This is a genomic window from Peptostreptococcus porci, assembly GCF_009695815.1.
In the GTDB taxonomy this organism is placed as follows: domain Bacteria; phylum Bacillota; class Clostridia; order Peptostreptococcales; family Peptostreptococcaceae; genus Peptostreptococcus; species Peptostreptococcus porci.
Map to the genome: position 1 here is coordinate 737,628 of NZ_VUNE01000001.1, position 25,339 is coordinate 762,966.

The window sequence follows — 25,339 nt, forward strand, 5'->3', positions numbered from 1 at the left end:
CAAAAACTATTATCAAAGTATTGACTTTTGAACGTATTATAGATATAATATAGTAGTTATTGAGTACGGGCGTACCTCTTTTACGATGGTCAGTATTTATGTACGTCTATGATTAGGAGGAAAAAATGAACGAATTAATTAAAGCTATTGAAGCAGAACACATTAAGAACGATGTTCCAAATTTTGGACCAGGGGACACAGTAAAGGTACACGTTAAGATTATCGAAGGTAAGAGAGAAAGAATCCAGGTTTTTGAAGGTGTTGTACTAAAAAGACAAGGTGGAGGAGTTAGAGAAACTTTCACAGTTAGAAAAATATCTTTCGGTGTTGGAGTAGAAAGAACTTTCCCAGTTCACTCACCAAAGGTAGAAAAAATTGAAGTTACTAGATTCGGTAAGGTTAGAAGAGCTAAGATCAACTACTTAAGAGGTAGAGTTGGTAAGGCTGCTAAGATCAAAGAAGCTAGAAACAAAAGATAATCAGTATATTTGTAAATTAGGGTGTCTTTATAGACATCCTTTTTTTCGAGAGGAAGTGAAAATATGAGTTATAATGAAGAGTATTTAAAAGATGACAATTTGAATATAAACTGGTATCCAGGACATATGAAAAAGACTAGAGAGCTGGTACAAAACAATTTAAAGCTAGTCGATATTGTAATTGAGCTACTAGATGCGAGAATACCATTTAGCAGTAAAAATCCTGAAATAGATAAAATCGTTGGGGATAAGCCTAGGGTGGTATTACTGAATAAGTCTGATATGTGTGAGAGAAAAGATCTCGATGAATGGATTAGATATTATGAGAAGCAAGGAATTAAGGCAATTCCTATTAATGCGATGAATGGACAAGGAATAAATAAGGTCATTTCTGAGTGTGGAGTTCAAACAAAGGAGATGATGGAAAAGTTTAATGAGAAAGGAAGAAAAGCCAGAGGAATTAGACTTATGATAGTCGGTGTTCCAAATGTTGGTAAATCTTCACTAATAAATAAATTGTCTGGAAGAAGAAGTACGCAAACTGGTGACAGACCAGGTGTGACAAAAGGGAAGCAATGGGTTAAAATAAGAGGAAATATGGAGTTGTTGGATACTCCAGGAATTCTTTGGCCAAAATTCGAGGATCAGGAGGTCGCTCTTAATCTTGCTTTTACGAGAGCAATAAAAGATGAAATTCTCGACGTTGAAACTTTGGGATTGAGGCTGATTGAAAAATTGCAAAAGATTGCACCTGAAAAACTTTGCGAAAGATATAAATTGGATTCAGTCGCTGAAACACCACTTGAAACGATGGAAGCAATAGGTAGAAAAAGAGGCTTTATAATGGGAAATAAGGAGCTTGATTATACAAGAATTGCAACCACAGTATTAAACGAGTTTAGAGATGGAAAAATTGGAAAGATAGTATTGGAAAAACCGTTCGATTTCAGCGAAGGTAAAGTGATTGAGTAATGAAATTAATATTGAGATTGTTGACAAGCAAATTAAATGAATAAATTAATGGAAGGTAGTGGGGCAAATTATGGATAAGAAGCTACTTGATGAACTGACAAAAGAATATAGCAATATTTTCAATTCAGATGATGAGTCAAAATCGTATAAATCTATTAAGGTATCTGCAGTTAAGGAATTGTATAATTCGATTTCTTTAGATACGATTAACGATAATGATACAAGTGCTTATTTGGCACTGATTGATCGATTTGCTGATTGCGTAAAAGATGATGATAGAAAATCTGTAATTGATATTGCTCAAAAAATTGAGACAAAAAAACAAAAATATCTGGCTGAAATAAATAGACTAGATAAGCTTAACCAATATGAGAATAAAGCGAGACAAAATGGTTTCGAGATAATTGGTGGAGTTGACGAGGCAGGACGAGGTCCATTGGCAGGACCGGTGGTTGCTGCAGTTGTTGTTTTCAAAGATTCAATAAGAATAAACAAGATAAATGATTCAAAAAAGATTTCCGAGAAAAATAGAGAAGAGCTATTTGATATCATTAAAGAGAAAGCATATGATTATGGGATTGGCATTGCTACTCCTGATGAAATCGACGAGCATAATATTCTAAATGCCACATATATTGCTATGAAAAGGGCGATTGATAAATTGAAACATAAGCCTGACTATCTGATAAATGATGCTGTTATTATACCGAACATGGATATGAAGCAGGAATCTCTAATAAAAGGAGATGCAAAATCAATTTCAATAGCATCAGCAAGTATTTTGGCTAAAGTGACGAGAGATAGGATGATGTACGAGTATGATAAAAGGTTCCCAGAGTACAATTTTTCATCAAATAAGGGCTATGGAACAGAGGGTCATTATGAGGCGATAAAAAAATATGGTATTACAAACATTCATAGATTGAGTTTTCTAAAGAATTTTACAGAATTTTTCGATGAAAAAAATGTGAGAAAGTAGTATAATTATATTGGATGTAAATTTTATATATATAGAAGGTGAATATTATGAGTGAAAAAATAACTATGACTTATGATGAAGTTCTTAAAAATGCAAAAATTAAGTTTAATGGATCATGTAAGGTTTGTCGTGTATGTGACGGTATTGCTTGTCGTGGTGAAGTACCAGGTATGGGTGGAAAAGGAACGGGAAATTCCTTTATAGAAAACGTCAAAGCTCTCGACAGATTAAAGATAAATATGAGGACAATTCACAATGTTGAAAATCCAGATACCTCTATAGAGCTTTTTGGTAGAAAGCTTGATTTACCTGTTATGGCAGCACCTATCACAGGTACTACCCTAAACATGGGCGGTCAGGTTACTGAAAAAGAGTATATTGAACCAGTTGTGGCTGGATGTAAAAATAAAAATACGATAGCTATGGTCGGTGATACAGCGATACCTCAGTTCTTGCTGGATAATCTCGAAGTATTAGAGCAGTACGATGGCAATGGAATCGTATTTATTAAACCTTGGGAAAATGAGAATATTATAAGTAAAATCAAGGCGGCAGAGAAAGCTGGTGCTATTGCCGTAGGTGTTGACATTGATGCTTGTGGTTTGATTACGTTGAATATTCATGGTACACCTGTAAAGGCAAAGTCTGTAGCTGAAATAAAAGAATTAGTTGAGTCAACAAATCTTCCTTTCATTTTGAAGGGAATTATGACACCGGACGAGGCTTTGATGGCAGTTGAGGCAGGAGTGTATGGTATCGTGGTGTCAAATCATGGTGGCAGAGTTCAAGATTACACACCGGGTACTGCGGATGTGTTAGAAGGTATTGCCAAAGCAGTTGACAAAAGAATAAAAGTGTTTGTTGATGGTGGTATTAGAACTGGTGTAGATGTTTTAAAAATGCTTGCACTTGGTGCAGATGCTTGTCTAATAGGGAGACCATTTGTAACAGCATCACTAGGAGGTCAGACTGATGGTGTTGAATTATATCTTGAAAGAGTAAAGGCCGATTTAGAAGGAGCTATGATATTGACTGGATGTCAAAACTTAGAATCAATAGACAAGCGTATTTTATTTGGCGATGACTGCTGTTGCTGTGGTTAAAGAGAAGGAGGCAGATTTTATGAGATTTTCACATTTTAACTTTAATGTATTGGATCTAGAAAGAAGCTTGAAGTTTTACGATGAAAGCCTTGGCTTAAAGCCTGTAAAGGAAAAAGTAGCTGAAGATGGTACCTATAAATTGATTTACCTTGGTGATGGTAAGACTGATTTTACTTTGGAATTGACTTGGCTAAAGGATAGAACCGAGCCATATAATCTTGGAGAATGCGAGTTCCATCTGGCATTTACTACTGATAAATACGATGAGGTATACCAGAAGCATAAAGATATGGGTATCGTTATATTTGAGAACGAAAAGATGGGAATATATTTCATTGTGGATCCTGACGGATACTGGATTGAAATATTGCCTGCGAATAGATTTTAAAAATTAAATAATAGGTTGTTTAGCCATCACATTTCATATTTTTGATATAATATCATTATTTTGTGAAATGTGGTGGTTTTATTTTGTCTATTTTTCTTATTTTTTGCCTATAATACATAAGGAGATTGAAATCATATAAATATAGTTAAAAAAATATTTAAAACTGAATTTTAGTCGATATTCGGCTATAAATAATCGTGTCGAGTGAGGAGTTTGTATGCAAAAGCATTTAAGTAATTATGAAATAGGTAAAATTGGTGAGGATGCCGTATCATTGTATCTTGAACGGACGAACCACATTGTTTTGGAAAGGAATTATAGAAATAGGCTTGGAGAAATTGATATAATATTTGTCGATGGCAATACTCTAGTCTTTGGCGAGGTAAAAACTAGAACCTCTAACAAATTTGGAGAGCCAAGGGAAGCCATCGATAGGAGAAAAATTAATAAGATATTGGCTGTTGCGAAAGTATATATATCAAATAAAAGAATTGTCAATGTAGACATAAGATTTGATGTTTTTGAGGTTATGTATCATCAGAGAAAAATAAAGCATATTAAAGATGCTTATATGGGTGGTGGTTTTCATTGATAAATAAAATCAAATCAGGGATATTATATGGAATAGGTGGAATCCCAATTGATATCGAAGTAGATATATCTAGAGGAATGCCCATTTTTAGTATAGTTGGCCTTGCAGGAACTGAGGTCAAAGAATCAAAAGAGAGGGTAAAATCTGCTGTTATCAATAGTGGGTATACCTTTCCATTGAACAGGATAGTCGTGAATCTATCTCCAGCAGATTTGAAGAAGGATGGTTCTTATTTAGATTTGGGCATTTGCATTGGTATATTATCCGAGTATTTAAATAAAAAAAACAACGATATCGAAAATAGCGTTTTTTTAGGTGAACTATCTTTAGACGGAAATCTAAGAGGTATGGAGGGGATTTTTTCAATTGTACTGTCGATGTGTGAAAAGAATATTGAGAGAGTGTATATTCCAGCTGAAAATTATCTTGAGTGCAGTGAGATAAACTCCATTGAAATAATTCCAGTAAAATCAGTCAGAGATTGTGTTGATATAATCAATATGCCAGCTTCTAAAAAAAGAGATTTTATAGAAAAAAGAAAGAATGAAATACTAAATAAAAATAAAAATCAAGTTAATGAAAATCACATCCATTTTAAAAAATTGGAAAAAAATAAGGAAAATGAAATGCATATAGATTTTGAAGAAATAAAGGGGAACAAGGTCACAAAAAGGTGTGCTGAAATTTCTGTTGCGGGAGGTCATAATATGCTGATGATTGGACCACCAGGAACAGGTAAAACCATGATAGCAAAGGCGATGAAAGGGATACTACCAAATCCTAATAGAGAAGATTCTATTGTAATAACTAGGATAATGAGCTCAGCTGGATTAAATCGAAATTCGATTGGACTTGTTAAAAATAGACCATTTAGACAGCCTCATCACAGTGCGACAAAAATATCAATTATCGGTGGTGGTGCAAAAGCAATGCTGGGAGAAATTACATTGGCACATAAGGGGATTTTGTTTTTTGATGAATTGCCTGAGTTTGATAGAAATACGATCGAGGCTCTGAGACAGCCCTTAGAAGATAGATGTATAAATATATCTAGATTAAATTACAATATAACTTATCCATCTGATTTTATATTTATTGCGAGTATGAATCCATGCCCATGTGGTTTTTATAACAGTAGTAAAAAATGTATTTGTCGTCAATCTGAAATTGATAAATATAGAGGGAAGATATCTGGACCTATTTTAGACAGGATAGATCTTTTTTCTGAGGTAAGTGAAATAGATTATGAAGATATATCATCGAAGAAAGAGGAAGAAGATTCTATCACTATCAAAAATAGAATTGAGAACGCAAGAAAAATTCAATTGAAAAGGTTTATAAATACAAGTATTGACTTAAATTCCCAGATGTCTACGGAGCAGGCTATTAAGTATTGTGAGTTGACGAGCAAGGCAGAAAAGACAGTCCAGATGATTTATAGAAAATATGGACTGAGCAATAGATCGTATATAAAAATTTTAAAGGTATCGAGAACAATTGCGGATTTGAGGAATAGCAAGTCAGTAGATGAGAAGGATATTATGGAAGCTTTTTCGTATAGAAGGGCATATTACAAATACTTTTCAAGAGGTTAAAAAAATTTGTATTAGGTAAATCGAGATTATTTTTTGATGGAAAAAATGTAGGAAACAAATATAGAAAGCAAATACAGAAAGCAAATATAGAAAACAGTAGAGAAAACAATATAGTAAATAATGAAGTAAATAATGAAGTAAATAATGCAGTAAATAATGCAGTAAATAATGCAGTAAATAATGCAGTAAATAATGCAGTAAATAATGCAGTAAATAATAGAGTAAACAAATCTATATGAAATAAAGTAGAACTAGGAGGTATTTATGATGAGAGATTTCTATCTTTGGGCTAATTCTTATTGTAAAATTTCATGTGAGCAGATGAAGTATATTAGAGACGCTTACCATGATTGCTTCAATGATACATGTCAGATATCAGCTTTTTTGGAAAAAATAACGACTGATGATAGAATGCCTCCGAAAATAAAAAATAAAATCGAGAAGTACTCTTCTTTTTTATCTAATTTGGTTGATTTAAAGCATGAGATGAATAAAAGAAATATTTCTTTTATCACGATTGACGACAGTGTGTATCCTGAGAGCTTGAGGCAAATCTATGATCCACCATATGTACTTTATTACAGGGGAGATATTAATGTAATAAGTGATATGCATAAAAAAATTGCAATAGTTGGTTCGAGAAAGGGGTCAGAATATGGAAAAAATGCAACGAAATATTTTTCATCATCGTTGTCGAAATGCGGATTTATCATTGTGAGTGGTATGGCTAAAAATATAGATTATTATGCTCACAAATATTGTGTAGATTCAGGAGGGAGGACAATCGCCGTACTCGGAACTAATATAGATAAAATATACCCATTGGAAAACAAAGCGTTGTATTCGGAAATAATTGAGAGTGGTGGATTGATTCTATCTGAACATAATTTTGATGAGGCTACTCAGGCATACCATTTTGCTGTTAGAAACAGGATAATAAGTGGACTCTGCTCTGGTGTCATAGTTGTAGAAGCAGAGGAAAAAAGTGGTGCATTGATTACGGCGGACTGTGCGTTGCAGCAGGATAGAAATGTGTATGCAGTTCCAGGTAGTATTTTTTCTTCCCTCAGTAATGGTTGTAATGAACTGATAGCACAAGGGGCAAAGTCAGTTCGAAAAGTCGAAAATATTTTAGAAGACTATGAAATATTTGAAAAAAAAGAAGAATTATTTATTGAGAAAAACAAATTATTTTTAAAAAATAGTGGAAATACTAATACAAGTTGTGATAATATATTGCTTGATGATATTTCGGAAGAGGTAATTTCAATTGAAGAAAGAACTATTTTCGACATTATATCATCAAGAGGAGCGATAGATATTGAACAAATTTCCTTAATCAGTGGATATAACATAAGTGATGTTACATATATAGTAGAAAAGCTTTTGATTTTGGACTTAGTAGTAGAACAAGGCTTCAATAGATACGCACCCAATATATTATAATGGAGGTGTTCCTTGTGCCAAAGGCTTTAGTAATAGTAGAGTCCCCCGCAAAGGCAAAGACAATCGAGAAATTTTTAGGAAAGAGCCACTACTCTGTAAAGGCATCAGTTGGTCATATCAGAGATCTTCCAAAAAGTAGGCTTGGTGTTGATATAGAAAATAACTTTGAACCCGAATATATTAATATTAGGGGAAAAGGAGATATAATAAAAGAACTTAAAAAAGAAGCAAAAAAAGCGACAAAAATATATCTTGCAACCGACCCCGATAGAGAAGGTGAGGCGATTTCTTGGCATTTGTCCTATATTTTGGGAATTGATGCCGATTCGGACTGTAGAATTGAATTTAATGAGATAACAAAGGATACGATAAAAAAATCTATCAAGCAACCGAGAAAGCTAAATCATAATCTGATTGATGCACAACAAGCGAGAAGGGTATTAGACAGATTGTTGGGCTATCAGATTAGTCCGGTTCTATGGCAGAAGGTCAGAAGAGGTCTGAGTGCCGGTAGAGTTCAGTCTGTTACGACAAAAATAATTTGTGATAGAGAAAAAGAAATAAATGAATTTGTTCCTACAGAGTACTGGTCTTTAAATGTTATTTCAAATGTAAATAACACTGATGTAGATTTTAGCTTTTATGGTATTGATGCAGACAAAATTGATTTGAATAACGAAGCCGACGTAAATGCTATAATAGAAAAAATAAAAAACAGAAAGCTTTTAGTTTCGAACATCGACACTAAAATAAGACGAAGATCTGCTGTCAAGCCTTTTACGACATCGATGCTGCAACAGGAAGCGGTAAATAGATTAGGCTTTACTACAAAAAAAGCCATGAGAATTGCTCAGGAGCTTTATGAAGGAATTGATATCAGTGGAGAAGGTACTATTGGTTTGATTTCCTATATCAGAACAGATTCTCAAAGGATATCAGATGAGGCGAAAGAGGCATCAAAAAAATACATTTATTCTGAGTTTGGAGATAATTACCACATTGGAGATAAGAAATCCACTCAAAAGACAAAAAAGAATGCTCAAGATGCTCATGAGGCAATAAGACCGACATCTGTAAACAGGGAGCCGGATAAGATAAAATCGTCATTGTCTAAAGATCAATATAAACTATATAATTTGATATGGAGAAGATTTGTAGCCAGTCAAATGGCGGATGCTATATATGAAAATGTATCAATAGAATGTAAGATAGATAACTATATATTTAGAGCAACTGGATCAAAACAGATTTTCGACGGTTATACAAGGGTATACAACTTTACTGATAGAGATGACAAAATTCTTCCTCAAATTGAGATTGGTGATAAACTTGATATTACTGAAATTCTTCCAAAACAGCATTTCACTCAGCCACCAGCAAGATATACCGAGGCTAGCTTGGTGAAGACACTTGAAGAGTTGGGAATTGGAAGGCCATCTACATATGCGCCTACAATCGGTACTATTTTGACGAGAGGATATGTTGAAAAAGAAGGGCAATCGATTAAACCAACTGAATTGGGAGAAATTGTTACCGAAATTTTGGAAGATAATTTTGAGATGCTTACAGATGTCGATTTCACAGCCAAGCTAGAAACTCTCCTTGATGAGGTAGAAGATGGTGAAGTACAATGGAAAAAGGTTATCCAAGAGGCATATGAGCCATTGGAATCATCTATAAAGACAGCACTTGAAAATATTGAGAAAGTCAATATGGATATTGAAGTCGATGAAAAATGTGAATTATGTGGTTCTAATATGGTAATAAAACACGGTCGATTTGGGAAATTTATGGCGTGTAAAAACTACCCTGAATGTAAGTTTACAAAACCAATTGTAGAAAAACTAGGCGTAAAATGTCCAAAATGTAACGATGGTGATGTAATTATTAGGAAAACAAAATCTGGTAGGGTATTCTATGGGTGTAGCAATTATCCAGACTGTGATTTTGTTGAATGGAATAAACCGACTGGTGAAGTTTGCGAGTCATGTGGAGCATATATGGTGGAAAAAAACTCCAAAAAAGAATCAAAGAGTATTTGCTCTAATTCTGAATGTGTAACAAATGCTAGTACAAAGTCAAAGAAAAAAGTCAAAAAAGATTAGTATTCCCATGATTTTAGAAATAAAAAATTAAATGTGAAACGGGATTTGTATTAAATAATGAAACAATTCCCGTTTTTTCTTTTGTATATAAAAAGAATCAATTCCAAATTAAGATATTATTGAGAAAATTTTTAAAATTGTAAAAAAATGTTGAAAAATTGTGATATTTATGATACTCTTAGAATTAAGAACGCAATTAGTATACAAGATGCTTTTAATGTGTAGATATGATAAAAAATTAATTTGCAAAAAGTGATTCAAATTAAGGGAAAATATTAATAAAACAAATATATTGTTTCTAGAAAAATAGGAGGTAGTGTTTATGGCTAGTAATTTGCTAACAAAAACAAGAAGGATCAACAAAGTACTTCAACTTACGGCAGGTACTTCACTTTCATTCAATCAATTGTCAAGTATTCTAGGTGACGTTTTAGATTCGAACGTATATATTGTAAGTGCTAAGGGAAAGGTATTAGGATATCATCTACAGACACCTGAAGATAGTTCTGTACTTTTTGACGAGGATACAAAGACAGAAAAATTTCCTTACGAATATACACAAAATATATTAAAAATAGTGGAAACTAGGGAAAACATAAGTGGGAAGGACATACTGAGCTATTTCCCATTTGAGCATGATAGATTGGAAAAATATACGACTGTTGTTCCAATATTAGGTGGTGGAGATAGATTAGGAACTTTGATACTATCAAGATACGATTCTGCTTTTACTGATGAGGATTTGGTGTTGGCTGAGTACTCTGGAACAGTTGTAGGTCTTGAAATACTTAGAGCGATTAGTGAAGAAATGGAAGAAGATATGAGAAAGAAAACTGTTGTCCAGATGGCAATAGGTACTCTATCATATTCAGAGTTAGAGGCAATTGAACATATATTTAGAGAATTAGGTGGAAACGAAGGATTACTAGTAGCGAGTAAAATTGCTGACAAGGTAGGTATTACTAGATCTGTAATAGTAAATGCTCTTAGAAAATTTGAAAGTGCTGGAGTGATAGAATCTAGATCTCTGGGAATGAAAGGGACTCATATTAAAATATTAAACGATAAATTATTAGATGAGTTAAATAAAAATAAAATCTAGTAAGTTTTTATAATGGTAATTTGGACTGCGTTTTGCAGTCCTTTATTGCGAGGTGATGAATATGCCATTGGCGGATAAGTATAGACCAAAAACTATAGATGAAGTGGTCGGTCAAAGTCATATTGTTGGTAAAGATAAGCTTATTAATAATATGATAGACAACAATAATTTTCCAAATATGATTTTTTTTGGTCCACCGGGTACTGGAAAAACAACTGTAGCAGAAATAATATCAAAAAATGCGAACAAAAGTTTTTATAAAATAAATGCATCCAATTCTTCTCTTGAGGATGTAAAAAGGGTTATTTCTAAAATAGGTACTATGGAGGCTCAAAGCGGGTTGATTTTGTATATTGATGAGATCCAAAGTTTTAATAAGAAGCAACAGCAATCCATACTAGAATTTATTGAAAATGGTGAAATCACCTTGATTGCTAGTACTACGGAAAATCCATATCATTTTGTCTATAATGCGATATTGAGTAGAAGTGTGGTTATTGAATTTAAGCATTTAAAGGCAGATGATATTGTTATTGGACTAAGGAATTTATTACATAAGATAAATGAAGAATCAGTAACAGAAACCATTGTAGAGGAAAGTGCACTGTACAAGATTGCATCTGCTTCTGGTGGAGATCTGAGGTCTGCGATAAACATACTTGAGCTTTCCCTAAATAATGCAAAGCTAAATAAAGAAGGCAAGCTTTTTATTTCAATAGAATCAATAGAAAAAATGAAATTGTCAACAAATTACAATTTTGATAGAGATGGAGACAATCACTATAACTTATTGAGTGCTTTTCAAAAATCAATCAGAGGAAGTGATCCGGATGCATCTATATACTATTTAGCCAGATTGATAAAGGGTGGAGATCTTGAAAGTATATGTAGAAGATTACAGGTTATTGCGTGCGAGGATATCGGTCTTGCATACCCGAATGCGATAACTATAGTTCGGTCATGTGTTGAAGCTGCACTATCTCTTGGGCTTCCAGAAGCTAGAATACCACTTTCGCAGGCTACGATTTTGCTTGCGACTTCACCGAAATCGAACTCATCCTATATTGCGATAAATAAGGCGATTTCCGATTTGGATGCAGAGGTTCACGATGATATACCGATTTATTTAAAAGATTCGACAAGTAAAAAAAGTCTATCTGATCAGGAAAATATTCCCTACAAATACCCCCATAACTATGAAAATCATTACGTGGAGCAAACGTATATGCCAAACAATTTGATAGGTAGGGTCTATTATGATCCTCAGAACAATAAATTCGAAAATTCCATAAGTGATTTTCTAAAAAAGCTAAAGAAAAAATAATAAAAAATAAACAAAAAAGAAGAAATAAATTAACAAATTAATCTTGACAATATTACTAGGATATAATATTATATATTTAGAATTTAATTCTGAGTTATTTACTAGGGATTGGTTCGAAGTGAGGTGGTAATTAGTGAAGTTATCTACAAAGGGTAAATACGGACTTAAAGCTATGTTTGAATTGGCAAACTCTTCCGTAGATGGGCCAGTTTCGCTTAAACATATAGCAAAAATGCAGAATATTTCTGATCAATATCTTGAACAAATTTTTTCGACTTTAAAAAAAGCCGGGTTGATAAAAAGTGTAAGAGGTGCACAAGGTGGATATCTATTGTCAAAACCTGCCAGTGATATAACTGTAGCTGATATTCTTAGAGTGCTTGAAGGCGATATGGCATTTACTGAATGTCTGCTTGATAGCGAGGCGTGTGAAAACTTTGATTCATGTTCTACTAGGTATGTGTGGGAACAAATCAAAAAAGCAATAGAAAATGTGACTATGTCAATTTCTTTACAAGATATGATAGATGACTATAATTCTAATTTTAATTTTAGGGCAGACGACATCCTAAATAAAATGTAATATTTTATCGAACCAAAAGAGCTTAAATGCTCTTTTTTGCTTTAATTGACCATTACTAAAAAAATTATGAGAGATAAATTTACAAATATATGAGAATATGAGGTGATTGAATTGAAGGAAAGTGGAGATATTTTAAATAAGAAAAAAAGAGTCTTGCTTGGTATGAGCGGAGGCGTTGATAGCTCTGTAGCGGCGTATCTATTGCAAAATGACGGATATGAGGTGGTCGGAGCGACAATGAAGCTGTGGGAGCCAGGAGATGATGATAAAAATCAGGCGATAGTGGATGCAAAAAAAGTTGCAGACAGACTTGGGGTTGAACATCACATTGTCGATTTTCAGGATGATTTTAAAAAGAATGTTGTATCGAGATTTATCGACGAATATTTTGAGGGGAAAACGCCAAATCCATGTGTATTTTGCAATAAAAATATAAAATTTGAAAAAATGTTTGAAGTAGCCGACAAGCTTAATTGTGATTATGTTGCAACTGGGCATTATGCAAGAATGGAATACAATGACGAAAAAGGCTTGTATGAATTGAAAAGAGCTAGCTCAGATAAAAAAGACCAGACCTATATGATGTATAATCTTGATCAGAAAAAGATGGCACGAATTCTTTTCCCAATAGGAAATTATGATAAATCCGTCATTAGAAAAATTGCTGAAGAAATTGGTCTTGAAGTATACAATAAACCTGATAGTCAGGATATATGCTTTGTGCCGGATCAAGATTATGAAGCATTTTTAAAGACATATTCTGAAAAAAAGGTTAAAAAAGGAAGATTTTTGGATTCCGATGGGAATAAATTAGGTGAACACAATGGTATAATCAGCTATACTATTGGTCAGAGAAAGGGCTTGGGAATTACTTTCGGCAAGCCAACCTATGTGATAGGTATTAATGGCGAGGACAATTCTATCATTTTGGGGGATAACGAAGACCTATTCAAGAGCGAATTGATTGCCTGTGAAGTGAATTTTTTGGATATGAATATAGATGAAATGGAAGCACCTAGAGTGGTCGAATCAAAAATCAGGTATTCATCAAAGCTTTCAAAAGCGACGGTAACGAAAATTGGCGATAGAAGAGTTTCAGTGGTTTTTGAAACGCCACAGAGAGCGATTACGAGTGGTCAGAGCGTGGTATTTTACGATGGTGATGTATTGATTGGTGGAGGAATAATAGAATAAGTTAAATCTGATATCAATATGATAAATCTGATAGAAATATTAGATCGCTTGTTTAATGTAAATGAAAAATCAAGTACACGAGACGAATGAGATTTTAAGAAAAAATAATAAATTTTATTAAAAAAATATTGCTAATTAATCGGATATGATGTATTATATCTATTATAATTATGGATTTAATAATTCGTGAGAAATTGCGATTTGTTATTTGTCGAAGAAAATCTAATGATAAATACTGAGAAGAGAAGTAGTAGGTAATGATTTTCCAATAGAGAGAGGTTGATGCTGGAAATACCTTGGAAATAGTTTCTGAAGCAGTCTTGGAGTAGTCTATTTGAAATAGTAGTATAATAGACCGTTTGCTGCGTTAAGGTTAATGAGATGCCGATTTTGTCGGTAATCAGGGTGGTACCGCGTATCCACGCCCCTGTAGTAATACAGGGGCTTTTTTTATTAGATTTTATTGGAAATTATGAATATGTTATTGGAGGTAAATTATGAAAAAATTGGGTCTTAATGAATTGAGAAAGATGTACAAGGATTTTTTTGAAACTAAGGGACATTACATAGCAAAGTCGCATTCACTTGTTCCTAGCAATGATAAGTCACTTCTATTGATAAACTCTGGTATGGCTCCATTGAAAAACTATTTTTCAGGGGTGGAAAAGCCACCTAAAAATAGAATGTGTACAGTTCAAAAATGTATAAGAACTGGTGATATTGAAAATGTTGGTGTAACAGCACGTCATGCAACTTTTTTTGAAATGATGGGTAATTTCTCTTTCGGTGATTATTTCAAACACGACGCAATTCATTGGTCTTGGGAATTTATCACTGAATGGCTTCAGATACCAGAGGAAAAGCTTTGGGTAACTGTGTATGAAAGTGATGATGAGGCTTTTGAAATTTGGGAAAAAGAGATTGGTTTCCCAAAAGAAAAAATTGTTAGACTTGGAAAAGACGATAACTTCTGGGAAATAGGATTGGGTCCATGTGGTCCATGTTCAGAAATATACTTTGATAAGGGAGAAAAGTACGGATGTGGATGTGAAGATTGTAAACCAGGCTGTGACTGTGATAGATATCTTGAATTTTGGAATCTTGTATTCACACAGTTTGACAGACAAGAGGACGGTACATACCAAGACCTTGAACATAAAAATATAGATACTGGTATGGGACTTGAAAGAATTGGGTGCGTTATGCAGGATGTGGATACGATATTTGAAGTCGATACAATTCAACAGATATTGAATAAGGTTACTGAGATAGCAGGAAAGAAATATGGTGAAGACCCATCAAACGATAAATCTATAAGGATAATAACTGATCATATCAGATCTGTTTCATTTATGGTAGGAGATGGAATATTGCCGTCAAACGAGGGTAGAGGATATGTGTTGAGAAGACTTTTAAGAAGGGCTGCTAGACATGGAAAGCTTTTGGGAATTGATCGTCCATTTCTACAGGAATTGATGGAAGAGGTTGCGAAAACTTCTGGCGAGGCTTATCCTGAACTAGTAGAGAAAAAATCATATATCAAAAAGGTTATAGGAATAGAAGAAGAAAAGTTCGCAGAAACACTTGGACAAGGGCTTGAAATTCTAAAGGGATACACAGAGGAAGTAATCAAAAACAATGGAAATGAAATAACTGGTGAGATGGCATTTAAGCTTTATGATACATACGGATTCCCTATAGATTTGACTTTGGAAATATTGGAAGATGAAGGATTAACACTGGATCAAGAAGGCTTTGAAAAAGAAATGCAGGCTCAAAAAGACAGGGCTAGAGCTGCGAGAGGAAATCGTGAGGGCGACGCTTGGAAAGAAGATCCTCTTACTTCTCTTGAAGATGCAAGTTCTCAATTCAAGGGATATTATGAGCTTTCGAGAGAATCAAAAATTAAAGCAATTGTATTTGAAAATCAGCTTGTTGACAATATCGAAGAAGGTAGCGAAGCCGAGATAGTGTTGGATGAAACTACTTTTTATGCAAATGGTGGTGGTCAAGTTGGCGATAAGGGAGTTATTGATTCTGATCAAGGTATTTTCCAAGTTATTGATACTATCAAAGGTGCAAATGGAAGTATCAAGCATATTGGTTATGTCGAAAGTGGACATTTTGGGTTAGGTGATAGTGTATCTACTCATGTAAATAAGAACTTGAGAATGGATGCTGCAAGAAACCATTCTGCAACACATTTGCTTCATAAGGCGTTAAAAATTGTTTTGGGAGAACACGTCAATCAGGCAGGATCTCTTGTTGAGCCAGATAGATTAAGATTCGATATCACGCATTTTGAGCCGATTTCAAAGGCAGAATTGAGTGAGATAGAAAGAATAGTAAATTCATTTGTGTTAGATTCTATGGAAATAACTGACTACCAGATGAATATTGAAGAAGCCAAGGAAATGGGTGCGACAGCATTATTTGGTGAAAAATATGGAGACATTGTAAGAGTTGTCAAAATGGGCGATGCATCAATAGAGCTTTGTGGCGGGACTCATTTGAAGAATACTTCTGAGGTTGGACTATTTAAAATTTTGTCAGAGGGTGGAGTTGCTGCAGGTGTTAGAAGAATTGAAGCTATCACAGGTAGAGCAGTATATAACTATATTTTAGAAAAAGATTCCTTGATTGAAAATGTTGCCGAAGTACTTAAAACGAGAGAAGATAATTTGTACAATAAGGCAGTTTCTTTAACAGATGAGAACAAGGAATTGGAAAAAGAATTACACTCTTTAAGATCAAAAATGAGCATGGAAAGTGCAAATGAAGCATTGAAAAATAAAGTTGAGATTGATGGTGTAGCATTGATTACAAACAAATATGAATCAATTGACAACGATACATTAAGAGAAGCTGCTGATAATCTTAGAGATAAGGTTGAAAATGGAGTAGTTGTGGTATCAAGTGTAAATGAAGGTAAATTAAGTTTTGTAGCAACTGCTAGCAAAGGTGCAATTGATAAGGGCGTTCATGCTGGAAATCTAGTTCGTGAGGTTGCAAAGATAACTGGAGGCAAAGGTGGTGGAAGACCTAATATGGCACAAGCTGGTGGTGTCGACATTTCAAAAATTGACGAGGCTCTTGAAGCTGCAAAATCAATAGTTGAATCTCAAATTGGATAAAATGAAATCTTAAATATTAACAGATTCGTTACATTATTCGTAAAAGAGAAACATAAATTAAACAAAAAGGATAAGTAAGAGGGCAGAATTGCCCTCTACTTTTTATATAAATAAAAAACTTTTGAATAACTTGTAAAAATCTAAGTTCAATACTGTTGAAAATAATAATATTCTTATTTCCTTGATAAAATGTTGTTTTTATTGTAAAATTTATTGTAAGAAAATGCAAAGCGTATTTTCTAAATTATGATATTGGAGGAATAAAAAATGGATAACGAATTAGATTATACAATGCAATTTGAAGGCTTGAATGATGATAAAATGAATGTTTCAGAGACTATTAAATATGTTTATGATTCTCTTTATGAGAAAGGGTACAATCCGGTAAATCAAATTATAGGATATCTTCTATCAGGTGACTCTAGCTATATTACTAGTTACAATAATGCCAGAGCAGCGATAAAGAGATTTGAAAGAGATGAAATATTGGAAGAAGTAATATCATCATATTTAAAAATTGAGAGGTAATAAGAGGGAGAAAATGTTAAGAAAAATAACGTCGATAATATTGTCGTTTATGATGATATTCTCAATTTCAATTACAGGATTTGCTAATTCTGATACGAAAATTCAACTATCGACAGAAAGAGCTATTTCTAAGGGGAGTCCTGATAAGGATGCTGACAATAATACAGCTAAAAATAGTGGAAAGGTTATTATAGTTGATATTATCAGAACCAATTTGGAGAATTTTAATAATATAAAGTTTATTAGAACCAAATTGAAATCAAGTGGTTACGTTGCGCTGATGAACATCAGAGGTGATAAGGGCTATGATGACAAAAGAAATTTTGCAACCATGGGAGCAAGTACACGAGCAAATATCAGCTCTGATTTGGAGCTTGATTTTAATGATACTTTAGATGGTGCTAAGCTATACAAATCGGCAACCGGATGGAAGCCAGGTGCGATTAATCTAGTAAATATTAACAATATAGATTTCGTCAATCTGACAACAGGTGACTACAAGTCTAAAATAGGATATCTTGGCGAAACAATGAATGCAAATGGCAAAAGAATTTCTGTTATCGGCAATAATGATTATTATGAAAATGGTCAATTAGTCAAAAATAGAGATTTTTGTCTGACATTTATGGATTCAAAGGGGCGATTATTTGGTGGAAATACTGACGATATTAACAAAAAAGATACTAATTATCCTTTTGGTATCGCCACTGATTACGAAAAACTAAAAAAGGAAACTCAAAAATACTATAATGAGTCTGATTTGTTGTATGTAAACACAGGTGATACATATAGACTAGATAAATACAAAATGAATCTGAATGAGAAAACTTATAAGAAGATGAAGTTTTCTATATACAATAACGTAAGTGATTATCTGGATTACATATTCAGTATTGCAGGTAAAAATGATACTGTCTATGTTATGAGCTCATATCCTAGTAATCTGGAATATATTAATAACAAAAAACTCACTCCGATAATGAGGTTTGACATGTCTGATGGTGGGTCTGGACTATTGAATTCTGCTACTACAAGAAGAGACGGAATAATATCAAATGTAGATTTCGGAGCTGAAATACTAAACAGATTTGGACTTAAAAATGAAGAGATAATAGGCAAAAAGCTCACTTCATTGGAGAAAAATGGAAACATTGATTATTTACTAAAGGATTTTGAAAAAATTGTTTCTATATCTTCAATAAGAATGTCTGTTATAAATATTTATGTTTCATTGGTATCGATTGTTATTATTGCTGCTGTTATTTCATTGTGGCAAAAGAATAGAATTCCTAGAAGATTTAGAGGTAGAGTAATCAACACACTGAAAGAGGCATCAAAGCTTGGATTGATTATGCCATTGGCTTTTTTGAGTGCGCCTATGCTACAGTCTAGCTCAAAGTCGATGATTTCTCTTTCGATAGTGTTTTTTTCCATTATTTATTATTTAGTTCCTAAAATAATATTTAAAAAGGATGATATGAAGCAGATTGGTATGTATTCTCTGATAATGATATCTGTGATATGCTTAGACGCTTTTTTTGCAACACCTTTAATGGAAAGTAATATTATGAGCTACGATCCGATGGTAGCAGCTAGATATTACGGAATTGGAAATGAATATGAGGGGGTTGTCATTGGTAGTGCCATACTGGGATTCTCTGTTATCCTCGAGTATAAAAAATTTCCTAAGTGGATAATTGGAATAATTTTGATGGGCGTGTTATTTATTTCTGCATATCCTTCGATGGGAGCCAATGTCGGAGGTGCTATTTCAGGAATGATTGCATTCTTGGTATATATTTTGTTGATAAATAATGTAAAAATAGACATAAAAAAATGCGTGCTGATTCTATTGGCAACAGTTCTATTGGTTGCTGGATTTGCGGTTGCAGATATCGCTCTAAACATAGGTTCACACTTGGGTAATTTTGTTAAGCAAATTATGGTTAATGGACCTATGGAAATAGCAAATGTATTTTTAAGAAAAATTGAAATGAATATTTTGCTTGCTCAAACTACAATATGGGTGAATTTTCTCTTGGTAGCTCTTTTGCTGTTATCAATAGCTGTTTTCAAACCTGGTAAATTTTCCGGAGCGATAAAGAATAGATATCCATACGTTTATAAGGGATTTTTATCTATAATCGTAGGATGTCTTGTGACATTGTTGGTCAACGATTCAGGAATAATTTCAGCAGCAACAGATTCCTTGTATTTGATTGTTCCTATTGTCATTATTATGGTTATTGAATACAAAGAAAAGACAGAGAGTAGCATAGAGTAATATATTTAAAGAAATAAAAAATAATAAATACTAATAATTATCAATAAAAATAATAAATATTAATATAAATAATAAACATTGATAAAAAAATGAACTTTAATAAAAATGGTATATATTAATAAACATAATAATGAAACATAATAGGAGATTTTAATGCTAACTGGAAGAATAATGGGATTGGATATTGGTAATAGTACGATTGGTGTGGCTGTTAGTGATATGTTGGGAATAACGGCACAAGGTATTACAACTATCCATAGAAAAAGCAAAAAAAAAGATTTAGAAGAATTAAAAAAAATAATAGATGAGCAAAATGTAAATCTTATTGTGTCAGGATTGCCTAAAAACATGAATGGCACAATAGGGCCTCAGGCCGAATTAGTGAAGAAATTTTGCGAATTGATAGAATCTGAGCTAAAAATAAAGGTTGAATTCTGGGATGAAAGACTCACAACTGTGTCTGCGCAAAGAGTTTTAATCGATGGAGATATTAGTAGAAAGAATAGAAAAAAAGTCATTGATAAATTGGCAGCTGTAATAATTTTACAAAATTATCTAGATTATAGAAAGTTTTAATTGACATTGTATGAAATATGGTCTATATTATTAGTAAGTTATCAATTGAAAAAAGGTGATTATTAATTATGGAAAAAACGATGGAAATACTAAAAGAAAAGTTAAAGGCTACAGGATTCAAGATTACTCCGCAGAGAAGAGCTATCATTGAGGTATTAATTGAGAATGAAAATTCTCATTTGAGTACAGAAGAAATTTATGATAAGGTAAGAGTAGATTGTCCTGAAATTGGTCTTGCTACTGTTTACAGAACAATGCAACTTCTTGATGAAATCAATGGCATATCAAAGCTTAACTTGGACGATGGTTGCACAAGATATGAAATCAATTTCGAAGGTGAAGAAAATCATCACCACCATCATTTGATTTGTAAAAATTGTGGAACGATAATAGAGGTAAAAGAAGATTTGTTGGATGCAATTGAAGAAAAAGTTGAAAATACTTATAAGTTTGAAATCAAGGATCATGATTTGAAATTTTATGGTTTATGTAGCAAATGCAAATAGAAGTTGACTAATGTTACTTCAATAAGAAAACTCGCATATCCTTTTATAAAAAGGGAAGTGCGAGTTTTCTTATTTATTTAATTTTATATTGCCGAATCAATACTGCCGAATCTATATTACTGAATATATGTTACTGAAATGAATACTTATATTTTTTGCATATATTCGTTTATATTTAATAATTCAAAAACAGTAGTCTTAAATCAATGATACTTTTATCAGACCTTTAAATGTCATGAATAAAAGTAGGGCAACAAGAATAACAATTGCCAAAGTTTCAACAAAATTGCAAAGGAAAGAGCCAACTTTGAGATTGGCAATACTAACGTTTTTTCGATAAATCGGAGAGAAAATTGGAATTCCTCTTTTTGTGCATATGTCACAAACAAGGTGAGATGAATATGCTAATGCTGATGGTATTGCAATATTGTTTAGATTGAACTCCACTTCAAAATATTTCATCAGAAAATAAATAAATATTGGCATTATAGCTGTGTGGCTTAGAGAACGATGCTTTGTAACTGGGAAAATACACAGCAGTGATGACAGCATTATTACACTTATATTGAGCCTAAAAAGAATAAGGATAGCTGTTATTATTAGAAAAAACGTCGAAATAAAGGTTGATCTAACAAAATTCTCGGTTACCTTTTTTTCAACAAGTCCAATCATTGTCAATGACAAGAATAATATAATGTAAAGGCTGCTATTTGTCTTTGAATAGAAAAAAAACGATAGTATCAGTAATGAGTAGAGTAGCAATCTATGTAGTTTTTTTGTGAAACTTTTGCTGATCAATTTATTTAATGCGGATGAATTTGCCTCGTCGATATCAGGGATAATCGAAAAAATAATTGATAGTAATACGCCTATTGGAGATATGCTTATACCCATGGCAGATGTAGCCTCGACTGTAGTCAATAGACCTATTGCAAGATGTGATTTTCCTCTCATGGTCAACCCCTTTCTGTAATGTAAATCTCTTTATTTTATTTATATATTTTAACATATGATATTGATAAAAGGAATTATTTTATTTGCTTAAATGTATGAATATGTGGTATATTATAAATAATGTTGTGTGTTCGTGTAAAAATTAAAAAAGGAGAGTTAATTTGGCAAAGAATAATGAAAAAATAAAAGTTATACCACTAGGGGGTCTTAATGAGATTGGGAAGAATATGACCGTTATAGAGTATAAGGACGAGATAATAGTAATTGATGCTGGATTGAGTTTTCCAGAGGATGAGCTTCTGGGAATAGATATTGTCATTCCAGATATTTCTTACTTGGTGAAAAATGCTGATAAAGTGAAGGGCATTTTTATTACGCATGGTCATGAGGACCATATTGGGGCAATGCCTTATTTATTGAAGAAATTGAACGTACCAGTGTATGGATCTGCATTGAGCATTGAGCTGATACGTGTAAAATTGAAAGATCATAGGATAAATAACGCAAAATTGAATATTGTAGGTTCGAGGGATCAAGTGAAGCTAAAACACATGAGTGTGGAATTTATTCGTGTAAACCACAGTATTCCAGATGCATATTCAATTGCTGTTCATACAAATCAAGGTGTAATTTATCATACGGGAGATTTTAAGATTGATTTGACGCCTATAGATGGCGGACTTATGGATATTCATAGGATATGTCAGATAAGCGATGAAGAGGGCATACTTTTGATGATGGCTGATAGTACGAACGCAGATAAGCCAGGAAGTACAATGTCGGAGAAAAGTGTCGGAGCAGGTTTGGAAACTTTGTTTAAAAAGGCCTCAGACAGTAGAATTATAGTAGCAACATTTGCATCGAATATACATAGGCTACAGCAAATTGCCGATGTTGCAAAGATGTACAACAGAAAGGTTGCGGTTTCAGGAAGATCAATGGTAAACATTCTTGGAGTAGCAAAAGAATTAGGATATTTAGAGACAGACGAACACATTATTGATCTAAATGATATTCACAAATATAAGGATAATGAGCTAGTAATCATCACGACAGGTTCTCAAGGTGAACCGATGTCTGCATTGGCAAGAATGGCAAATTCTGAACACAAGAAAGTAGAAATAAAAAAAGGTGATTTGGTTATTATTTCGGCTCATCCAATTCCAGGAAATGAAAAGACCGTATCAAAGGTAATAAATTTCTTGCTAGAAAAAGGGGCTGACGTAGTTTCAAGTGATATAGCAGATATCCATGTTTCCGGTCATGCCAGAAGAGATGAATTGAAATTAATGCAGGCATTTGCAAAGCCAAAGTTTTTCTTACCGGTTCACGGAGAATTCAAAATGCTAAAGAAGCATGCTGAGCTTGCTTGTGAAGTTGGAGTGAGAGAAGAAAATATCTTTATAATATCAAATGGTGATGTACTTGAAGTAGATAGAAGAGGTGCAAGGAAAAACGGAAGAGTTCCTTCTGGTAGAATTCTGATAGATGGCTTGGGTGTCGGTGATGTCGGAAATATAGTCCTTAGAGATAGAAAGCATTTATCTGAAGATGGTCTGATGACAATTGTGGTAACTCTTTCAAAAGAGGATGGAAGAATACTTGCAGGTCCAGATATCATATCAAGAGGATTTGTATATGTGAGAGAATCTGAAGGATTGATTGAAGGTGCAAAGGATATTGTTCAATCAGTATTTGATAATTGTGATACGAGAAAAATTAGAGAATGGGCGTACATCAAAAATACAATTAAGGATGAATTAAAGGAATACTTGTATATTAAGACAAAGAGAAATCCTATGATATTACCAATTTTGATGGAAGTATAATTTAAATGGGGGGATTTCCCCCATTTTTCTCTTTAATAAAATAGTAAAAAACTAGGAGGATCAAATATTGAATTTTGAGTTTTTAAATAGCGTGTCGTCATTTTTGACATCAGCACTGGCAATTTTTTTCGCAATATCGATACATGAGTTTGGACACGCTTTTGTTGCACATTTAAATGGTGATGATACGGCAAAAAATGCTGGAAGAATGACAATTAATCCATTATCTCATATAGATATTTTTGGAATGATTATGATGTTTGTAGCGAAGTTCGGATGGGCAAAGCCAGTTCCAGTAAATCCGTATAACTACAAAAATGAAAAAATCGGAAATATAACTGTTTCATTAGCAGGAATATTTATGAATTTGGCTTCAGCAATTTTTTTCGCTATGATTTACAAATACATTGGAATTTATTCACTAAAAATGGTATGTGAATCGTTGATAGTTTATAATATTGCTTTTGCTTCGTTTAATATTTTGCCGATACCACCACTTGACGGATGGAGTTTTATATCGACTTTTCTTCCAGGTAGTGTAAATTATAAGCTTTATGAATATACCAGATATTCTTTTATCATATTGATACTATTGGTTATGACAAATGTGCTAAGCTTTGTACTTAGTCCAATATATTCTTTCTTTTCTGGTATAGTTTCAATGTTTTTATAGATAATAGTTTTGTGAGGTAGTCATGGATTATAACATACAGACGCAAAAATACGAGGGTCCATTGGATCTTCTACTAGATTTAATTACAAGGAAAAAAATAAATATAAGTGAAATCTCCATTATAGAAATAACTGAACAGTATTTATCATATGTAGATGAAATGGAAGCGGTAGATTTAGAGTTGGCGAGTGATTTTATATCTATGGCTTCAAAATTATTAGAAATAAAATCCAGATACATACTATACGTGAAAAACAGTAACCCTGAGGAATCTGACCCAAGAGAAGAACTTTTTAGACAGCTAGAGGAATATCAAAAGTACAAGCAGATAACAGAACTGCTGATAGATGGTATTGACGAATATGACAAGAGATACTACAGGAAAATTGAGCTTGAACTAGAGGATGATGATGTATCCTCTGACTTGACAAATATTACAATAGAATTGATAGAAGAGCTGCTTCCAAAAATATTTCCCAAGGAAAAAAAGAAAGAGAATACAAGCAACAATGAAAAACTAGAAACAATTGTGAAAAAGCCGATTATTCATGTAGAGGAGAAAATACAGAGTATAAGGAAATATCTTGAGAGTGAAAATGGTGTATATTTTGACAAAATCCTTTTATCTTGTGATAAGGATGAAAAAATAGCAAATTTTCTTGCCATACTTGAATTGATAAAGATGAAAGAGATAGTAATAGTTCAAGATAAATTTCTGGATAAAATATTGATAAAGAAAAACTAGCTGAGAAATATCAGCCTAAAAACTTTTTTGGAGGCTGGTATTTCTTCATTGACAATTAGAAAATAAAAAAATAATATAAAAATTGATATATTTCCCATATTGCATTATATAAACTGTATATTTTATCAAAATATTGTATAATAATTTGAATTTTGATATGTTTTTATTATGAAAATACACAAGATTTATCAAATATGATGATTAAATATAGGAAAAACATATTAATAATGTTCGTTTTTTGAACTTTT

Annotated in this window: 22 protein-coding genes and 1 other annotated feature; of the genes, 21 read left to right on the top strand and 1 reads right to left on the bottom strand. The window is 32.9% G+C overall.

What is annotated here, in order from left to right:
- Positions 1-125: 125 nt before the first annotated feature.
- The 18 genes from rplS (at position 126) to FYJ71_RS03365 (ending at position 20,890) form a co-directional block, all read left to right on the top strand.
- Positions 126-479: a 50S ribosomal protein L19 gene (gene rplS / locus FYJ71_RS03280; protein ID WP_154537362.1), complete on the top strand. Its 354-nt coding sequence runs from the start codon at positions 126-128 to the stop codon at positions 477-479.
- A 63-nt stretch (positions 480-542) separates the two neighbouring features.
- Positions 543-1,451: a ribosome biogenesis GTPase YlqF gene (gene ylqF, locus FYJ71_RS03285; protein ID WP_154537363.1), complete on the top strand. Its 909-nt coding sequence runs from the start codon at positions 543-545 to the stop codon at positions 1,449-1,451.
- 70 nt (positions 1,452-1,521) lie between these two features.
- A complete protein-coding gene (locus FYJ71_RS03290; RefSeq protein WP_154537364.1) occupies positions 1,522-2,430 on the top strand; it encodes a ribonuclease HII in 909 nt (302 codons plus the stop codon).
- A gap of 65 nt (positions 2,431-2,495) precedes the next feature.
- Entirely contained in the window at positions 2,496-3,533 is a 1,038-nt protein-coding gene (locus FYJ71_RS03295) for an alpha-hydroxy-acid oxidizing protein (protein ID WP_154537543.1), read from the top strand.
- A 19-nt stretch (positions 3,534-3,552) separates the two neighbouring features.
- The gene (locus tag FYJ71_RS03300) at positions 3,553-3,921 is read left to right on the top strand and encodes a VOC family protein (RefSeq protein ID WP_154537365.1); all 369 of its coding nucleotides are present in this window, start codon (positions 3,553-3,555) and stop codon (positions 3,919-3,921) included.
- Positions 3,922-4,138: 217 nt separating this feature from the next.
- Positions 4,139-4,513 carry a YraN family protein gene (locus FYJ71_RS03305; RefSeq protein ID WP_154537366.1) on the top strand — a complete coding sequence of 125 codons (375 nt, stop codon included), beginning with the start codon at positions 4,139-4,141 and terminating at the stop codon, positions 4,511-4,513.
- Positions 4,510-6,108: a YifB family Mg chelatase-like AAA ATPase gene (locus FYJ71_RS03310; RefSeq protein ID WP_154537367.1), complete on the top strand. Its 1,599-nt coding sequence runs from the start codon at positions 4,510-4,512 to the stop codon at positions 6,106-6,108. The genes FYJ71_RS03305 and FYJ71_RS03310 overlap by 4 nt, the downstream gene beginning before the upstream one ends.
- 264 nt (positions 6,109-6,372) lie before the next feature.
- Entirely contained in the window at positions 6,373-7,554 is a 1,182-nt protein-coding gene (gene dprA, locus FYJ71_RS03315) for a DNA-processing protein DprA (RefSeq protein WP_154537368.1), read from the top strand.
- Between the two features lie 14 nt (positions 7,555-7,568).
- Positions 7,569-9,659 (top strand): type I DNA topoisomerase, encoded by a 2,091-nt coding sequence (gene topA, locus FYJ71_RS03320; RefSeq protein ID WP_320797942.1) that lies wholly within the window; start codon positions 7,569-7,571, stop codon positions 9,657-9,659.
- Between the two features lie 322 nt (positions 9,660-9,981).
- Positions 9,982-10,761, top strand: coding sequence for a GTP-sensing pleiotropic transcriptional regulator CodY (gene codY, locus FYJ71_RS03325; RefSeq protein ID WP_091994284.1), 780 nt, complete (start codon positions 9,982-9,984; stop codon positions 10,759-10,761).
- 61 nt (positions 10,762-10,822) lie between these two features.
- Positions 10,823-12,085 (top strand): replication-associated recombination protein A, encoded by a 1,263-nt coding sequence (locus tag FYJ71_RS03330; RefSeq protein ID WP_154537370.1) that lies wholly within the window; start codon positions 10,823-10,825, stop codon positions 12,083-12,085.
- Between the two features lie 133 nt (positions 12,086-12,218).
- A complete protein-coding gene (locus FYJ71_RS03335) occupies positions 12,219-12,668 on the top strand; it encodes an RrF2 family transcriptional regulator (RefSeq protein ID WP_277088015.1) in 450 nt (149 codons plus the stop codon).
- 102 nt (positions 12,669-12,770) lie between these two features.
- Complete coding sequence (gene mnmA / locus FYJ71_RS03340; protein WP_320799137.1) at positions 12,771-13,862, top strand: tRNA 2-thiouridine(34) synthase MnmA; 1,092 nt, start codon at positions 12,771-12,773, stop codon at positions 13,860-13,862.
- A gap of 228 nt (positions 13,863-14,090) precedes the next feature.
- Positions 14,091-14,294, top strand: a binding site (T-box leader).
- Positions 14,295-14,359: 65 nt separating this feature from the next.
- The gene (gene alaS, locus FYJ71_RS03345; RefSeq protein WP_154537371.1) at positions 14,360-16,996 is read left to right on the top strand and encodes an alanine--tRNA ligase; all 2,637 of its coding nucleotides are present in this window, start codon (positions 14,360-14,362) and stop codon (positions 16,994-16,996) included.
- A 267-nt stretch (positions 16,997-17,263) separates the two neighbouring features.
- Entirely contained in the window at positions 17,264-17,524 is a 261-nt protein-coding gene (locus tag FYJ71_RS03350) for an IreB family regulatory phosphoprotein (protein WP_154537372.1), read from the top strand.
- 13 nt (positions 17,525-17,537) lie between these two features.
- Positions 17,538-19,808 (top strand): hypothetical protein, encoded by a 2,271-nt coding sequence (locus tag FYJ71_RS03355; RefSeq protein WP_154537373.1) that lies wholly within the window; start codon positions 17,538-17,540, stop codon positions 19,806-19,808.
- 153 nt (positions 19,809-19,961) lie between these two features.
- Complete coding sequence (gene ruvX / locus FYJ71_RS03360) at positions 19,962-20,384, top strand: Holliday junction resolvase RuvX (protein ID WP_154537374.1); 423 nt, start codon at positions 19,962-19,964, stop codon at positions 20,382-20,384.
- Positions 20,385-20,452: 68 nt separating this feature from the next.
- Positions 20,453-20,890 (top strand): Fur family transcriptional regulator, encoded by a 438-nt coding sequence (locus tag FYJ71_RS03365; protein ID WP_091994271.1) that lies wholly within the window; start codon positions 20,453-20,455, stop codon positions 20,888-20,890.
- Between the two features lie 198 nt (positions 20,891-21,088).
- Here FYJ71_RS03365 and FYJ71_RS03370 read toward each other — a convergent pair whose 3' ends face one another.
- The gene (locus tag FYJ71_RS03370; RefSeq protein ID WP_154537375.1) at positions 21,089-21,844 is read right to left on the bottom strand and encodes a metal-dependent hydrolase; all 756 of its coding nucleotides are present in this window, start codon (positions 21,842-21,844) and stop codon (positions 21,089-21,091) included.
- A gap of 161 nt (positions 21,845-22,005) precedes the next feature.
- Between FYJ71_RS03370 and FYJ71_RS03375 the strand changes: the two genes are divergently transcribed.
- From FYJ71_RS03375 to FYJ71_RS03385, 3 genes are all read left to right on the top strand, one after another.
- Positions 22,006-23,673, top strand: a complete 1,668-nt coding sequence (locus FYJ71_RS03375) for a ribonuclease J (RefSeq protein ID WP_154537376.1) — start codon at positions 22,006-22,008, stop codon at positions 23,671-23,673.
- A gap of 67 nt (positions 23,674-23,740) precedes the next feature.
- Positions 23,741-24,346: a site-2 protease family protein gene (locus tag FYJ71_RS03380; RefSeq protein ID WP_154537377.1), complete on the top strand. Its 606-nt coding sequence runs from the start codon at positions 23,741-23,743 to the stop codon at positions 24,344-24,346.
- A gap of 22 nt (positions 24,347-24,368) precedes the next feature.
- Complete coding sequence (locus FYJ71_RS03385) at positions 24,369-25,091, top strand: segregation and condensation protein A (protein WP_154537378.1); 723 nt, start codon at positions 24,369-24,371, stop codon at positions 25,089-25,091.
- Positions 25,092-25,339: the final 248 nt, after the last annotated feature.